This is a genomic window from Ruthenibacterium intestinale (genome assembly GCF_040096265.1).
GTDB classification, from domain to species: domain Bacteria; phylum Bacillota; class Clostridia; order Oscillospirales; family Ruminococcaceae; genus Ruthenibacterium; species Ruthenibacterium komagatae.
The window spans coordinates 1-12,877 of sequence record NZ_JBBMFA010000105.1; the positions used below are offsets into that span (position 1 = coordinate 1).

General features: G+C 54.7%; 14 protein-coding genes. 3 read left to right on the top strand and 11 right to left on the bottom strand.

What is annotated here, in order from left to right; translation table 11 throughout:
• Positions 1 to 219: 219 nt before the first annotated feature.
• Positions 220 to 1,536: a sodium-dependent transporter gene (locus WMO24_RS12660; protein ID WP_349216783.1), complete on the top strand. Its 1,317-nt coding sequence runs from the start codon at positions 220 to 222 to the stop codon at positions 1,534 to 1,536.
• 49 nt (positions 1,537 to 1,585) lie between these two features.
• On the opposite strand, the gene WMO24_RS12665 is transcribed toward WMO24_RS12660, so the two are convergent.
• From WMO24_RS12665 to WMO24_RS12680, 4 genes are all read right to left on the bottom strand, one after another.
• Positions 1,586 to 1,783 (bottom strand): hypothetical protein, encoded by a 198-nt coding sequence (locus tag WMO24_RS12665; RefSeq protein ID WP_349216784.1) that lies wholly within the window; start codon positions 1,781 to 1,783, stop codon positions 1,586 to 1,588.
• Complete coding sequence (locus tag WMO24_RS12670; protein ID WP_349216785.1) at positions 1,780 to 2,166, bottom strand: metal-dependent transcriptional regulator; 387 nt, start codon at positions 2,164 to 2,166, stop codon at positions 1,780 to 1,782. The genes WMO24_RS12665 and WMO24_RS12670 overlap by 4 nt, the downstream gene beginning before the upstream one ends.
• Positions 2,167 to 2,236: 70 nt before the next feature.
• Positions 2,237 to 3,169, bottom strand: a complete 933-nt coding sequence (gene cysK / locus WMO24_RS12675) for a cysteine synthase A (protein WP_349216786.1) — start codon at positions 3,167 to 3,169, stop codon at positions 2,237 to 2,239.
• A gap of 89 nt (positions 3,170 to 3,258) precedes the next feature.
• Complete coding sequence (locus tag WMO24_RS12680; RefSeq protein WP_349216787.1) at positions 3,259 to 3,429, bottom strand: hypothetical protein; 171 nt, start codon at positions 3,427 to 3,429, stop codon at positions 3,259 to 3,261.
• Positions 3,430 to 3,555: 126 nt separating this feature from the next.
• Here WMO24_RS12680 and WMO24_RS12685 point away from each other — a divergent pair, with 126 nt between their 5' ends.
• Positions 3,556 to 6,141, top strand: a complete 2,586-nt coding sequence (locus WMO24_RS12685) for an FAD-dependent oxidoreductase (protein ID WP_349216788.1) — start codon at positions 3,556 to 3,558, stop codon at positions 6,139 to 6,141.
• A 68-nt stretch (positions 6,142 to 6,209) separates the two neighbouring features.
• Here WMO24_RS12685 and WMO24_RS12690 read toward each other — a convergent pair whose 3' ends face one another.
• From WMO24_RS12690 to WMO24_RS12700, 3 genes are all read right to left on the bottom strand, one after another.
• Positions 6,210 to 7,931 (bottom strand): PASTA domain-containing protein, encoded by a 1,722-nt coding sequence (locus WMO24_RS12690; RefSeq protein WP_349216789.1) that lies wholly within the window; start codon positions 7,929 to 7,931, stop codon positions 6,210 to 6,212.
• A 16-nt stretch (positions 7,932 to 7,947) separates the two neighbouring features.
• Positions 7,948 to 8,685, bottom strand: a complete 738-nt coding sequence (locus tag WMO24_RS12695; protein ID WP_349216790.1) for a YebC/PmpR family DNA-binding transcriptional regulator — start codon at positions 8,683 to 8,685, stop codon at positions 7,948 to 7,950.
• A gap of 79 nt (positions 8,686 to 8,764) precedes the next feature.
• Complete coding sequence (locus WMO24_RS12700; protein WP_349216791.1) at positions 8,765 to 10,105, bottom strand: RsmB/NOP family class I SAM-dependent RNA methyltransferase; 1,341 nt, start codon at positions 10,103 to 10,105, stop codon at positions 8,765 to 8,767.
• Between the two features lie 68 nt (positions 10,106 to 10,173).
• Between WMO24_RS12700 and WMO24_RS12705 the strand changes: the two genes are divergently transcribed.
• Positions 10,174 to 10,317 (top strand): hypothetical protein, encoded by a 144-nt coding sequence (locus WMO24_RS12705; protein WP_349216792.1) that lies wholly within the window; start codon positions 10,174 to 10,176, stop codon positions 10,315 to 10,317.
• Between the two features lie 86 nt (positions 10,318 to 10,403).
• On the opposite strand, the gene WMO24_RS12710 is transcribed toward WMO24_RS12705, so the two are convergent.
• The 4 genes from WMO24_RS12710 to rplU all read right to left on the bottom strand — a co-directional run bounded on the left by WMO24_RS12710 (position 10,404) and on the right by rplU (position 12,808).
• A complete protein-coding gene (locus tag WMO24_RS12710) occupies positions 10,404 to 10,826 on the bottom strand; it encodes a Mini-ribonuclease 3 (protein WP_349216793.1) in 423 nt (140 codons plus the stop codon).
• Positions 10,827 to 10,843: 17 nt separating this feature from the next.
• Positions 10,844 to 12,115 carry a GTPase ObgE gene (gene obgE, locus WMO24_RS12715; RefSeq protein ID WP_349216794.1) on the bottom strand — a complete coding sequence of 424 codons (1,272 nt, stop codon included), beginning with the start codon at positions 12,113 to 12,115 and terminating at the stop codon, positions 10,844 to 10,846.
• 111 nt (positions 12,116 to 12,226) lie between these two features.
• The gene (rpmA, locus tag WMO24_RS12720) at positions 12,227 to 12,478 is read right to left on the bottom strand and encodes a 50S ribosomal protein L27 (RefSeq protein ID WP_177484461.1); all 252 of its coding nucleotides are present in this window, start codon (positions 12,476 to 12,478) and stop codon (positions 12,227 to 12,229) included.
• A gap of 18 nt (positions 12,479 to 12,496) precedes the next feature.
• Complete coding sequence (rplU, locus tag WMO24_RS12725; protein ID WP_349216796.1) at positions 12,497 to 12,808, bottom strand: 50S ribosomal protein L21; 312 nt, start codon at positions 12,806 to 12,808, stop codon at positions 12,497 to 12,499.
• Between the last annotated feature and the right edge of the window lie 69 nt (positions 12,809 to 12,877).

The following is a 12,877-nucleotide window of genomic DNA, read 5'->3' on the forward strand; positions in this document are numbered from 1 at the left end:
TCGCTCTTTTGTGACCCGTCCGTGGGGACAGCTTTGTTATACTACCACATCCTTCCTCTCCTGTCAACTCCTTTTTTTCCCTTTTTTGAAATTTATTTTTTGCTTCCTTATTTATATAGAGAAACAGATTCCAACAGGGCATTCAAGCTGCCGCTTTGCATTGCTCCTTTTGTTTCTTTATGCTATACTGTGGAAAACATCAGTGACAGGAGCAGAATCATGCAGGAAAAACACAATCTCAAATTTCGGAACAAACTGGGGTTTGTTCTGGCCTCGGTGGGCTCTGCCGTTGGCATGGGCAATATTTGGCTTTTCCCCTATCGTGTAGGCCAGTACGGCGGTGCCGCATTTTTACTGGTATATTTCTTTTTTGTTGCTTTATTCGGCTATGCAGGCCTTTCCGCCGAATTTGCTTTTGGTCGTCTAACCGGTACAGGGCCTATCGGATCATACCAGTACGCCCTCCAGACCCGCGGCAAAAAAGGCGGCGGTCTCTTGGGCGCCATCCCTTTATTCGGATCGTTGGGTATCGCCATTGGTTATGCGGTGATTGTGGGATGGGTGCTTCGCTACTGTGCCGGCGGATTGACTGGATCCCTTTTTGATACGGATGCCGAAACCTATTTTGCGGACATGACCGGACCATTCGGAAGTCTGGGATGGCATGCGGCAGTAATTCTTCTTACCGCATTGATTCTTTTCGGCGGCGTATTAAAAGGAATTGAAAAAGCCAATCGCATTATTATGCCAGCCTTTTTCCTGCTGTTTCTGGGAGTTGCCGTCTATGTGGCATTTCTTCCCGGCGCCGGCGCCGGATATGCCTACTTGCTGATTCCTGACTGGAGCCAGCTTTTAAACCCCGACACCTGGGTAATGGCCATGGGACAGGCATTCTTTTCTCTTTCCATCACCGGTTCCGGCATGATTATTTACGGCAGCTATCTGGGAAAGGAAGAAAACATTCCCCGTGCAGCCGCACAAACCGCCTTTCTGGATACTTGCGCCGCTTTGCTTTCCGGATTTGTGATCCTTCCCGCCGTGTTTGCGTTTGGCTTGGACCCTGCTTCGGGCCCTCCCCTGATTTTCATTACACTTCCCAAGGTCTTTGCACAGATGCCCGGCGGTCGCCTTGTTTCCATTGTCTTCTTCCTTTCGGTCATCTTCGCCGGAATCACCAGTTTGGTCAATATGTTTGAGGTGTGCGCGGAAGCGGTGATGCGGCATTTGCATCTTCCCCGAAAGGCGTCGGTCGCTCTTGTGGCACTGATTGTATACGCCGCCGGTACACTCATCGAATATGAACCTCGCCTGGGCAGTTGGATGGACGCCATTACAATCTACATCGTTCCTTTCGGCGCTGTACTCTGCGCCATTATCATCTACTGGGTTCTGGGCACAGACCGTATTTGTGCCGAGCTAAACCAGGGAAGGAGCAAGCCGCTGGGAAAAGGCTTCCGAATTACCGCCAAATACTTTTACGTCGGTTTGGCTGTGCTCGTCCTGGTATGCAGCATTCTGTATAAAGGAATTGGATAAAACTCAAAATCCCCGTCCGGAGCGATTTCCGGGCGGGGATTTTTAAATATCATTTCTTCTCTTTGTCCGGGCGCGCCTGTGTCAGCAGCAAATAAAACGCCACCAAAAACACAAGCAGACAAATCACAGCAGAACTGACTGTAAGCTGTTCTTCCATAAAACCCCACAGCAGACGAGCCGCCATCAGCGCTGTTCCAACCACACAACCGATCAGACCAATGATCCAATAAACTTTTTGTTTTTTCATCGCACGATTCTTTCCTTATCTTCGTCTTTCAGCTGTTTGCGAATACTCTCAAACGTCTGTGTGCTGATCACATGTTCCATCCTGCAGGCATCTTCTGCCGCTGTTGCCGCATCCACACCGATTTGAATAAGAAAATCGCGGAGGACCGTATGGCGCTCGTACACGCCACGAGCCGCCGCTTCTCCTTCGGAAGTCAGACGCAAAAAGCCCTCCCGATCCATGGTGACCAGTCCCGCGCTTTTTAACAGTCCCACTGCGCGACTGACGCTTGGTTTGGAAAACTTCATGCGTTCCGCCACGTCAATGCTGCGCACTGCGCCCTTTTCCTGATAAAGAACCAGAATCGTCTCCAAATAGTCCTCCCGAGACTCAAACGAACGCACGACTTCTCCCTCCTTCGCGACATTTTTATCAGTGTAGCACAATTTTCCAAAAACAGCAACCGATCTTCTATCACCCTTCGAACAAATCTGTCGAAAGATATCTCTCGCCGCTGTCCGGCAGAAGAACCACGATGCGCTTTCCTTCAAAGGCAGGACGTGCAGCCAGTTCCAAAGCCGCGCTCAGCGCCGCGCCGGAAGAAATTCCCGCCAAAATTCCTTCTTTTTGAGTCAACTGACGGGCCGCTTCATACGCCTGCTGCGTGGTTCTTGTTATCACTTCATTATAAATCTGTGTATCCAGAATGTCCGGAACAAAGCCTGCACCGATTCCCTGCAGGCCATGCGCCCCGGCCTGTCCTCCGGAAAGGACCGGCGAGTCCGCCGGTTCCACCGCAACCAGATGGACCTCCGGATCTTTTTCTTTTAAGTAACGTCCCACACCCGTTATGGTACCGCCTGTGCCGACGCCCGCCACAAACGCATCCACTTTTCCGCCTGCGTCCCGCCAAATTTCCGGGCCAGTGGTGCGATAATGAGCCTCCGGGTTCGCCGGATTGACAAATTGTCCCGCCAGCATTGCACCTGTTTGCGCGGAGATTTCCTCTGCCTTTGCAATCGCGCCCGCCATTCCCTTGGCACCTTCTGTGAGGACCAGTTCCGCGCCATAAGCCTTCATCAGCTTTTGACGTTCCACGCTCATGGTTTCCGGCATTGTGATGATTACCTTGTATCCCCGTGCTGCCGCAACGGCACACAGACCAATCCCCATATTTCCGCTGGTCGGTTCCACAATGGTACCGCCCGGCTTCAGTTTTCCCTGTTTTTCAGCGGTATCCAGCATATAAAGCGCCACCCGGTCCTTCGCGCTTCCTGCCGGATTCTGCCCCTCTAATTTGGCAAAGAGTTCCGCCTTTATCCCGGCGCTTTCCGTCAGGCGCGCCAGCGAGATCAAAGGAGTGTGCCCAATCGCCTGTGTAATATCCGAAAAAATTCTTTCTCCCATATCGCATCCTCCTTATTCCTCATTATATCCGGCACGATCATCGGATGCAAGAGAGGGCGCAGCCGTACGGTCGCGCCCTCTTCTTCCTTTTACTCCGGCATACTGTCCACACCAGCCTGCGCCAGCATTTCCGCTGCTGCCGCCAGACTTTGCAGATCTTCAACAGCAAACTTGCTCTCTGCCAGACGACGCTTCAGCGGTTCGCTCAGCGAATTGTAGTAAACAAGCATCTCCGGTGTATAATCCTCAAAATTCTGCATGTGTGTCACCTCGTTTTTATTCTCTCACAAAACAGTTCAAATATTCACAAAAAATTGCAAGAGCCTGAGCACAAGCGTATAATGAAGCCATGGGACCCTGAAAATGAATCAGGAAGGAGCACTTACATGAATGTAGTAATAATTGGCGGCGTGGCCGCGGGAACCAAGGCCGCCGCGAAACTGAAGCGCATGGACCAAACCATCCGTATCACCCTGCTCAGCCGGGACAGGGATATCTCCTATGCCGGCTGCGGTCTTCCCTATTATGTGGGCGGCGCCATCGAGAGCCGCGGAGAGCTGATCGTCAACACTCCGGAAAAATATACTGCCCTGACCGGCGTCACCGTACATACCGAACGGGAGGCCTTCCGGCTGGACAGTGCACAGCGGCAGATTTTCGCCAAAAATCTGGAAAACGGCGAAGAAGAGCTCTATCCTTATGACGCCTGCGTTGTCGCAACCGGCGCATCTTCCATTGTTCCCCCGCTTCCGGGCGTTCAGGCCGAGGGCGTTTTCAAAATGCGCACTCCCGATGACGCGGAACAGCTGCGCACGTATCTGACAGCCAAGCAGGCGCGGAGGGCCGTCGTGGTCGGCGGTGGTTTCATTGGTCTTGAAATCGCAGAAAATCTGTTGATGCGCGGTCTCAGCGTGACCGTTGTGGATATTGCTCCGCAGGTCATGCCCAACGTGTTGGATCCGGAAATGGCAAACTTCGCCAAAAAGCATCTGCAAAAAGCAGGCGTCCGGGTACTTACCGGAACAAAAGTGACCGAAATTCTGGCAGAAGGCAACAAAGTTACCGGCGTACTGACCAGTGCGGGCAAAATTGTGGCGGACGTTGTGGTCATGAGCGTCGGCATCCGTCCCAACACCGCATGGCTTTCTGACAGCGGCATTCAAATGGAGCGCGGGTTGATCGTGGTCGATGATCAGCTGCGCACCAACCTGCCCGATGTCTACGCTGCCGGCGATTGTGTGATCGTCAAAAACCGTCTTACCGGAGCGGCCCAATGGTCTGCGATGGGCTCTTCCGCCAACTACGAGGGACGCACTCTGGCGCAAGCCCTGGCCGGACAGGACAAGCATTATCCCGGCGTTCTCGGTACCGGTGTGGTGAAACTGCCCGGACTGAACGGCGGACGGACTGGTCTGACCGAAGAACAGGCACGTCAGGCCGGTTACGATCTGGAGACCGCTCTGGCCGTGACGGATGATAAAGCGCATTATTATCCGGGTGCCGCCTTTTTCGTCACCAAGCTGATTGCGGACAAAGCCAGCCACCGGCTGCTCGGCATCCAGGTATTCGGGCCCGGCGCCGTGGATAAAATGATCGATATTGCAGTGACCGGAATTTCCATGGGCGCTCGCCTGGAAGACTTTGAAAATCTGGACTACGCCTATGCGCCCCCCTTCTCCACTGCCATTCATCCCTTTGTACAGGCCGTGTATGTTCTGCTGAACAAACTGACCGGCGTTCTGGAGAGCATGACGCCCGCCGAGTACGCCGCCGGCGCCGCAAAAGAGTACACCGTTGTGGATGTTGCGCCGCAGCCGTCCATTCCCGGTGCGCGCTGGGTAGATTTGGGCAAAGTGAACGGTCCCATTGAAGGACTGGCCAAGGATCAAAAACTGCTTTTGGTTTGCGCCAAAGGCAAGCGAGGCTACTTCCTGCAGAACCGCCTGAAAGCCTTTGGGTACACTCAGACAAAAGTTTTGGAAGGCGCGGTTTTCTTCAACGACGTAAAAGTGGAAGGCGCCCAGAGCACCGTATCGCCGCAGGATGTCACCCGTGTGAAAGCGCTTGGTTTCTTGCAGGACAAGCGAACTCCCGATCGTTTTAACGGTCGTGTGATCACACGAAACGGCAAAGTGAGCGCCGAAGAAAGTAAGGTCATTGCCGAGGCAGCAGAACGCTTTGGCAGCGGCGAAATCACCATGACATCCCGCCTGACACTGGAGATTCAGGGCGTTCCCTATGCAAACATTGAACCGCTGCGGGATTATCTGGCGCAAAACGGGTTGGAGACCGGCGGAACCGGTTCGAAGGTGCGGCCTGTTGTATCCTGCAAGGGAACCACCTGCCAGTACGGTCTGATCGACACCTTCGCGCTTTCGGAAGAAATTCACGAACGCTTCTATCACGGATACCGGGATGTGAAGCTGCCGCATAAATTCAAAATCGCCGTGGGCGGCTGCCCCAACAACTGCGTCAAGCCCGACCTGAACGATCTGGGCGTAATCGGCCAGCGCATTCCTGAAATCGACGCTTCCAAGTGCCACGGATGTAAGGTATGCCAGGTGGAAAACGCCTGTCCCATCCACGTGGCCAAGGTCGTGGACGGAATTGTCTCCATTGACGCGGACGCCTGCAACCACTGCGGACGCTGCGTAAACAAATGCCCCTTCGACGCAATCACCCGCTACACAGGCGGATACAAAGTCTATGTTGGCGGACGCTGGGGCAAGCATGTAGCGCAGGGACGCGCGCTTGATAAGATTTTCTCCAGCAAAGAAGAGGTGCTGGATGTGATTGAAAAAGCAATTCTGCTGTTCCGCGAACAGGGAATCACGGGCGAGCGTTTTTCCGACACCATCGCGCGTCTTGGCTTTGATCAGGTACAGGCGCAATTGCTCAGCGATGAACTGCTGCAGCGCAAACAGGAAAATCTTTCTGCGCAAAAGCATCTTGTGGGAGGAGCCACCTGCTGAGCCCATTGGTTTCAAAAACAAAAAGGCGAGAGAAAAGCATTGCTTTTCTCTCGCCTTTTTCATACATGTTAAGCGCTTGGCGTCTGACCGTCACTGGATGAAGAAGATGTCGTTCCATCTTGCGAAGAAGAGGAAGACGACGCGGGCGGCGGTGTGGATTCACTGGATGTGGAAGTGGCTTCTTTCGCCACATACACCTTAACCACCGTCTCATTCATCTTTACTTTCTGGCCGACCTCCGGCTCGGTTTTTACAACGGTATAAGCCGTATATTTCCCGTCCGGATTGTCCGTCTCCACAATTTCGAACAAAATGTTATTCTCGCGCAAAAGCTGTTGTGCATCGCCTTTGCTCAAGCCCACGATGTTCGTGGGAATCGTGGCGTATTCAGGGCCTTTGCTGACGTACAGCTTGATGGTCGCCCCCGGCGAAACTTTGGTGCCAAAGGCAGGCTCCTGACGAATGACCTTTCCTTCGTCGTAATCATCACTGTACTCATATTCCGTTGTGAACAGGAATGTCTCCTTATAGGTATCGCTGTCGATGATATCCTGATAAAGGTTGCCCACAAAGTTGGGGACCGAAACTTTTTCCGCGACAGACTGAGAAGAACTGCTCTGTGCAGAGCTGCTCTGACTTTGAGATGCAGAGGCAGATGTCGAAACAGAAGAGGAAGAAGACTCTTCCCCGCCGCCCACAGCGCTCAAAATCGCCCATACGCTGAGCAGGATCACCAGCAGCAGTCCACCTGCGGCAATGGCCACAAACTTCCATTGACGGCTCGTCAAATGGAACTTTGAGTCCAAGCGCGTTGGGGTGGTGATAGCCGCCAGCAAATCCGACGCAGACTGAGGCCGCTCGCTGGGATTCAGCCGCATGGCGCGGCCGATTGCCGTGGAAACATACCCCGGCAGTTCCCGGTTCACACGGTGGGCCGGCAGCATATTGTCATTCATTCTGCGCAGGTTGGCCGCCAGCGGGGTATGCCCTGTCAACGCACGGTAAAACAAAGCGCCCAGGCTGTAAATATCGGTATATTTTCCGTCAAACTCTGCAACAGCATACTGCTCCGGAGCCGCATATCCATCCACAAGCTGGCTTTTCAGCTCACCGCCCGCATTGCGCAGGCCAAGTGTCGCATACCCGGACAATTTTGCCCCGGCAGGCGTGATGAATACGGTTTCGGGGCTGATTCCGCGGTGCAAAAGCCCCATGCGGTGCATGGCCTCCACGCCATATACCACCGGGCGCAGAAGCATCAGCGCTTCTTCCTGTGTCAAAGGCTCTTCCCGTGCATCCAGATAAGCCTGCAGCGTCTCGCCCTCGTCCGGTTCACGCACTGCGTAGGCGGTGTTGTTGGTCTCCACCAAATCCAGCACCGTCACAAGGCCCTCCGTCCGCCCCAGCGTAACAAGACTGCGGTACAAATCCACAAAATCCATGCGCGTGGTTTTGAACATGACTTCTTTTCCGGCGCGCGGCACCACCGCCCCTTCGCGGGTGCGGGCGGCACACATGGTGACCGGGACATATTCCTTGATGACCACACGATGGGCATTGGTAACGTCAATGGCCTGATAGGTCACGCCCTCTCCATCCACGGCGATACATGCCCCGATGGTGTAGCGGCCCGCCAAAAGGCTGTAGGCCGGCAGCGTTCCCCGGGGATTCCGGTTTTCAAATTTGGCTCCGCAGAACGGGCATTCGGCCAGCCCTTCGTCCACACAGGACATGCAGTTGTCGCATATGATCTGGTTGGGCAAAGCCGTCACCTTCCTTTCTCTATCCATTCACAAGGCAGGACACTCAGCGGTCCAAATCTTCTTCGTTTTCCAGGTTGTGCCACACGTTCTGCACGTCGTCATCGTCCTCCAGATGATCCAGCAGCAGTCCCATATTTTTAATGGCATCCGGATCGGTCAGCGCAGTGCGCGTGGACGGCACCATCGCCACGTCCGCAGAAATGAAGCTGTAGCCTTTTTCCTCCAGCGCCGCGCGCACATCACTGAACGCCGCGGGAGAAGTGGTGATCTCCGCCACATCGTCCGCCATATCGAAATCGTCTGCACCGGCGTCGAAGGCATCCTCCATCACGGTCTCCTCATCCTTGCCTTCCACGTCCAGAACGATCACGCCCTGTTCGCTGAACAAAAAGCTGACGCATCCGTTATTGCCCAGATTGCCGCCGAATTTATCAAAGTAATGACGCAGATTGCCCGCGGTGCGGTTGCGGTTGTCCGTCAGGGTCTCCACCATCATGGCGATGCCATTGGGGCCGTATCCTTCGTAAGTGATGCTTTCGTAATCGTCTTTTTCCGCGCCCTGTGCCTTTTTGATAATACGCTGAATATTGTCGTTCGGCACGTTCAGGCTTTTCGCCTTGGCAATCAGATCGCGCAGCTTACCATTCACCGCGGGGTCCGGGCCGCCGGCCTTAATGCAAACAGACATCTCGCGTCCGATCTTGGTGAAGATCTTCGCGCGCTGACCGTCTGTCTTTTCTTTCTTGCGCTTGATGTTATTCCATTTACTATGCCCTGACATAACAGGAACCCCCTAATAAATTAGTATAATCCTACCATTTTAACCAAATAAGTATACCATACAAAGAAAGCAAAATCAACTATCCCAAGTTCCGCAGGCCCTTCGGATAGTGGTTTTTAACACGTCCTGCACTGCATTTTCCCCATCCGAGCGGGAATCCGTCCACCAGCACTGCGGTCCATCCATTCCCTGCTGTTTTTGCCGCAATCTCTTCCCCCCGCAGCCAGGCGGCTGTTCTGGGGTCTGCCAGCGTCAGCTGTTCTGTATTGCGGCAAAGACTGCCGAACGCCATGGCCAGTCCATGCGCAGGAACGAACCTTCCCTTGACCACACTGCCCAGTTCCACTCCGCAGCGGACGGTACGCAGACGCCCCGCAGGAGACGCCAGTTCCGGCACAAGATACCAGCGGTCGCCATTCTGCACTGGAATGCCGGGCAGCTGTCCGAACATTTCGTCTAAAAACTGCCCGCATTCTTTGGCAGGTTTTGCCTTGTGTGAAACAGAGCGCCCGGGCTGAGGCGTTCCAGCCTTTTGCAGAAGCGCCATGAAGTGTCCCTCGCCGCCATGGCACGGGTAAATGCGCCAGCACAAAGACGCATCGAAATCCCAACCGCAGCGGCGGGCCTCTTCGCCCGGACTTCCAGCCGCAAGCCGAACCGGCAAAAGTGAGAACTCCGGGTGGCGCGAAAGAAAGCGGCCGATTTGCCCTTCATCCTCTTCCGGGGCAAAGGTGCACGTGGAATAGCACAACAGACCGCCGGGTGCCAAACAGCGCGCAGCGTGCTCTAAAATCTCCGCGCCCATTTCGGAGCACTGACGAACCAATGCCTGCGAATGTTGGCGCAGCGCCTCCTCTTCCTTCCGAAACATCCCTTCGCCGGAGCAGGGTGCATCCACCAAAACCTTGTCAAAAAACTCCGGAAACGCATCCGCCACATGCGAAGCGTCCTCATTCAACACCCAGGCGTTGAAAATTCCCATTCGTTCCAGATTGTTTTTCAGGATCTGCGCACGCGCGGCCACATACTCATTGGAAACCAAAAGTCCCTTTCCCTGCAGACGGGCACCCAGCTGACTGGATTTTCCGCCCGGTGCGGCACACAGGTCCAGAACCCGATCTCCCGGCTGAACATTCAAAAGAGCTGCCGGTGCCGCCGCACTCGCCTCCTGCACATAATAAACTCCTGCATGATGATAGGGATGCCGGCCGGGCCGCGTATTTTCTTTCAAATAAAAACTCTCCGGGCAGAAAGGTGCCGGACCTTCCAGAAAATCGGCACTGCGGGCAAATGTTTGCGCATCGGTGCGCAGCAGATTCACCGTCACCGCACGGTAAACGTGCTGGGCAGAGGCATACATCTTCTGGTATTGTTCGCCCAGCAGCTCCCGTTCCCGAGCCTCAAAATAGGAATCACTCATAAATTTTTCCTCTCGTATATTGCGCGAAAAACTTGCAGATACTATGGGTGTCAGGAGGTGAAATGACAATGGATAATCGCAGCACTCAGAACAAAACGAGCAACCGCACCAGCTCCAGCAAGACCAGCAACAAGACGACCAGTAAAACCACTGGCAAAGTTTCCGGTCGAGCTACCAGCTCCAACAGCCGCAACGCATCCAACTGCAAATAACCTTCGATCCCCTTAACAATTTGTACGCACAAAAGCGCAGCGTGTTTTCCAAAGCAAGCTCTTGGAATACACGCCGCGCTTTTCGTTTATTCCGTCTGGGCGGCCGCGTCGATTGCGTCCCACACCTTGGAAAAGAGCTCGTAAATACGCGTTTCCCGCTTCTGCAGATACAGCCAGCCGAACAGCGCTTCCAATGCAGTGGACGCCCGGTATTCCTGCGGCGTCGCATGTTTCGCCACAGTGGCTTTGCTGGCATTTTTGCCGCGCCGCACCACCGCCAGCTCTTCTTCATCCAGCAGCGGAAGAATCGCCTCCAGCCCCAGGCACTGGCCGCGGGCCGAAACGAAGCGGACCGCGTGCCGATGCAGCTGGTTCGGCACCAGCCGTGTGTATTCCACCAAACGGGCGCGCACCAGCAGTTCGAAAACTCCGTCTCCCACAAAAGCCAGAGACAAGGGAGACTGTTCCCGAATGTCGATCTTTTCACCCGGATTCGCCTCAAACAACATGCGCGCGCCCTCCTTTGTCAGAACACATAGTCAAATTGATATTCGCCAATGCAGATGGTGTCGTCCTCTTCAACACCCATTTCCACCAGCTTGGCAATCACGCCGCTATCCTGCAGCTGCCGCTGAAAATACTGCAGACTTTCGTAATCGTCCACATCGCTGCCCGCCAGAATGTCCTCCAGCCACGGCGCATCCACATTCCACACGTGCTCGTCCTCTTTGGTAACAGAGAACGCACGGGGATCTTTCAGCGCCGGGTCCGGCTTTACATATTCCGGTTCATACACCGCCACCGGCGGCAGTTCTTTCAGCCGCTCATAGACCAGGCCAGGCAGTGCATCCAATCCTTGCCGCGTTGCCGCGCTGACCGGCAGGAACAAAAGTCCCTTTTCTTCCACAAACGACCGAAAATCCTCGATCTGTTCGCTGCTGGCAATATCGCATTTATTTCCCAGCACGATCTGCGGGCGCTGGGCCAGTTCCGGCGAAAAGCGTTCCAGTTCGGTATTGATTTTTTCAAAGTCATCCTTGGGGTCGCGGCCTTCACAGCCGGACACGTCCACCACATGCAGCAGCAGGCGGCAGCGATCCACATGGCGCAGAAAATCGTGGCCCAAGCCCACACCGTCAGCCGCACCTTCAATCAAACCCGGGATATCCGCCGCCACAAAACTGGCTTCCGGCCCTACCTTGACCACACCCAGCACCGGCGACAAGGTCGTAAAATGGTAGTTTGCAATTTTGGGTTTTGCCGCGCTGATCACAGAAATCAGTGTGCTTTTGCCAACATTCGGGAATCCGACCAGGCCCACGTCCGCAATCAGTTTCAATTCCAGACGAACGGTCAGTTCCTCCCCTCTCTGCCCGGGCCGGGCAAATTTGGGGATCTGCCGGGTCGGCGTGGCAAAGTGCACGTTGCCCCAGCCGCCCTTGCCACCTTTTGCAATGACAACCGGCTCGTCACCGGAAATATCCGCAATCACAAGATTGCTCTGCGCGTCCCGAACCACAGTTCCCCGGGGAACCCGAATCACCAGATCGGGCGCATTTTTCCCGTTGCAGCGGCTTCCGCGGCCATTCTCACCCGTCTGTGCCACGTACTTGCGTTTGTAGCGAAAATCCATCAGCGTGGAAAGATTGGAATCGGCCACAAACACCACATTGCCGCCGCGGCCGCCGTCGCCGCCATCCGGGCCGCCGGCCGCCACGTATTTTTCACGATGAAAGGCGACGGCACCATCGCCGCCATTGCCCGCCTTGATGTAGATTTGAGCGGTATCGATAAACATAGCGTCTCCTTTTCTGATGCGCGGCATTGCGCGCAGTGTCTCACGGTCGGTTTTAGTATTCCCCGTTCACACAAAAAAGCCGGGACAACTGCCCCGGCTTGCAAAAACAACTTATTGCTTGATGCTGACCTGCTTGCGGTCACGGCCGACGCGCTCAAAAGAAACGCGGCCATCAACCAGAGCGAACAGCGTGTCGTCGCTTCCGCGGCCCACATTCTCACCCGGATGGATGTGAGTGCCGCGCTGACGGACCAAAATATTGCCGGCGAGTACAAACTGGCCGTCGCCGCGTTTCACACCGAGGCGCTTGGACTCGGAATCACGGCCGTTTTTGGTAGAACCTACGCCTTTTTTATGTGCCATGTTAAATACCCTCCCCTATTAACCGTTGATCTCGGTGATCTCAATCTTGGTATACGGCTGACGATGACCTTTCTTGCGCTTGGAGTCCTTTTTGGGACGATAGGTCAGAACGGTAATCTTCTTGCCTTTGCCGTTTTTCAGAACTTTGCCGGTGACTTTCGCGCCCTCCACAACCGGAGTGCCGAATTTCACGCTGCCCTCTTCGCCAACCGCCAAAACGTTGTCGAAGGTGTAAGTGCTCTCAGCCTCGGCGTTCAGCTTCTCAACGAAGATGACGTCGCCTTTTTCCACGCGGTACTGTTTACCGCCGGTAACGATCACTGCGTACATTTGTTTCCCTCATTTTCATAAGTCTCGCTGGACAAACAGGCGGCCGGCAAGCACCGACACTTCAGGAGC